The organism is uncultured Clostridium sp., from assembly GCF_910588715.1.
Classification (GTDB): Bacteria; Bacillota; Clostridia; order Clostridiales; family Clostridiaceae; genus Clostridium.
This window is the reverse complement of the sequence record NZ_CAJURG010000027.1, coordinates 1-2,366: the sequence shown is the minus strand read 5'-3', so window position 1 is coordinate 2,366 and position 2,366 is coordinate 1. Positions and strand designations below refer to the sequence as shown.

At 24.3% G+C, this 2,366-nt stretch carries 2 protein-coding genes and 1 tRNA gene; 1 reads left to right on the top strand and 2 read right to left on the bottom strand.

Translation table 11 applies throughout. The annotated features are described in order from the left end of the window. Nucleotides 1-365 precede the first annotated feature (365 nt). Nucleotides 366-1,175 carry a pyruvate, water dikinase regulatory protein gene (locus QZ321_RS12380; protein WP_286313194.1) on the bottom strand — a complete coding sequence of 270 codons (810 nt, stop codon included), beginning with the start codon at nucleotides 1,173-1,175 and terminating at the stop codon, nucleotides 366-368. 158 nt (nucleotides 1,176-1,333) lie between these two features. Here QZ321_RS12380 and QZ321_RS12375 point away from each other — a divergent pair, with 158 nt between their 5' ends. Beyond that, a complete protein-coding gene (locus QZ321_RS12375) occupies nucleotides 1,334-2,101 on the top strand; it encodes a signal peptidase II (RefSeq protein WP_286313195.1) in 768 nt (255 codons plus the stop codon). Nucleotides 2,102-2,234: 133 nt separating this feature from the next. Here the strand turns inward: QZ321_RS12375 and QZ321_RS12370 are convergent. Next, nucleotides 2,235-2,310, bottom strand: a tRNA-Lys gene (locus tag QZ321_RS12370). Nucleotides 2,311-2,366: the final 56 nt, after the last annotated feature.

Sequence of the window (2,366 nt, the reverse complement as noted above, 5' to 3'; positions counted from 1 at the left end):
AATTGCTGGTTTACTTTAACTATATTCTGTTCAATTTTCAAAGACCATTTTTCTATCGCACCCAAGCGACTTCTTTATCTTATCATCACTATCGATTTTTGTCAATAACTTTTTTAAAAAAATTATTAAAAATCGATTTATGTCGCTATTAATAAAAAACTTATATTTAAAACATTAAATTATAACAACTTTTTTATAATCCCATCCTTTAATTACAGATGTCAATATTTTTTATATTATAATTAAAATAAATTACACACCTGTTATAAAATATTAAATTTAAAATAAATAAGATACTTCTATATTGAAAAGAAGCATCTCATTATAATAATTAATTTTTTAATTTAATTTTAATTTTTACTTCATTAATAATTTTTTTCACATCCTAACGTTTTAATTATTATTAAAGCTGTGTCTTCTATAGCTCTTTGAGTTACATCTATAGTCTTACACCCTAACTTTCTAATTATCTTATCTGCAAAATCAAATTCTTCTAAAATTCTAGCATCACCTGCATATTCAATATTTGAAGGAATTTTATTAAATTTATCTAATCTTCTTTTTCTTATTTCAATTAATTGCAATGGATTTATTGTTAATCCAAATATTTTATGTTTATCTACTTCAAATAATTCGTTAGGTACGCTAACTTCAGGAACTAAGGGAATATTTATAGCTTTAATTCCTTTATTAGCTAGATACATACATAGTGGTGTTTTTGATGTCCTTGAAAGTCCTACTAAAACTACATCTGCATTTTTTAATCCTCTATAATCCTTACTATCATCATATTGCATAGCAAATTCCATTGCTTCAATTCTTTTAAAATAAACTTCATCAGTTTTCCACATAGCGCCTGGATTATATTGAGGTTGTTTATTTAAACTTGATGATACAATATTTATTATTGGTCCTAAAACATTTATTATAGGTAAATTGCCTTCTACACACTTTTGAGTTAAATATTCTCTTACGTTTACTGTAATAATTGTTGAAACAATCATTACACTTTCACATTTTTTTATCTCCTTCATTAACTCCTCTACATCTTCTAAGGATTTAACATAAGGTATTCTTCTAACTTCTACATCCTCATAGAATTGACTTGCTGCTGCCTTAGATACTTGCTCTGCTGTTTCTCCTATAGAATCAGATACTGCAAAAATTGTTAACATTTTTAATAACCTCCTACTATATTAACTATTAATTTAAATAAATTCTCATTCTCCCTACTTATTATAACAAGTTTTTCGAATAAATTACTAATATAATGAATTATTGTATTTAATATGATAGAATTTAAATATACTTAAATATAATGTAGGAGGAAATTATGAAATACTCTTTTAATAAAGATAAAATACTCACCATTGGAATATTGCCATGCATGTGGTTTATATATTTTTTATTTGAAATTTTAAGTGGACGAGTAAATGATCTATATACATTAATTTTAAATTTTTCATTAATAATAGTATTTGCTTTTGTAGGATTAATTATATACAGTTGTAACTCTAAAATTCCTAATGGATTAAGTAGTAAAAAATCATTATTACTGTTTATAATATTAATGCTATTAGATCAAGGATTAAAAATAATTATTAAAATTAACTTTTTTCATACTTATTTCGAAATTATACCTAATTTTTTATCCTTTAATCCAATAATAAATAGTCAAGGTTCATGGTTAAATGCAAGATTTAACATTAATATTGGTTTTTCTTTATTAATATTAATAAATGCTATATCACTAATATTATTTATTGAAATTTATAGGTATTTGAAATTTAAACTCAAGAAGAACTTTTGGATAGATATGTGTTTTTTATTTATATTTTCAGGTGCATTATGTTCTTTCATAGATAAGGTTTTTTATGGGGGAAGTTTAGACTTTATTGGTATAAGTAATCTATTTATAGCAGACCTAAAAGATATCTATATTAATCTAGGTTTATTATTTTTTATTATGTCATGTTATAAAACTGGATTTTTTTCAGAAGATAATACTACATTAAAAGATGACATAAATTGTATTAAAGACTTTTTTAAATTTATAAAAACTGATGTTATAAAAATATTCAAAAAATGTTTCACTAAATAATTAGTACAAAATTTTTTATCAAAGGAATAGAAAAAGGCTATCAATAATAAATCTAATTTACTATTGATAGCCTTATATATTATGCTAAGCAAGTTCTTATTAAAAAATCACTTCTAAATTATAGAAGTGATTTTGGTGGCTTACCGGGGAATCGAACCCCGGACACCTTGATTAAAAGTCAAGTGCTCTACCGACTGAGCTAGTAAACCATATTACCTGGCAACGTTCTACTCTCCCACACAGTCACCCGTGCAGTACCATTGAC

Excerpts from the sequence above, each read along its gene's own strand:
- QZ321_RS12375 (WP_286313195.1), top strand. The coding sequence starts at position 1,334 with ATGAAATACTCTTTTAATAAAGATAAAATACTCACCATTGGAATATTG.
- QZ321_RS12380 (WP_286313194.1), bottom strand. The coding sequence starts at position 1,175 with ATGTTAACAATTTTTGCAGTATCTGATTCTATAGGAGAAACAGCAGAG.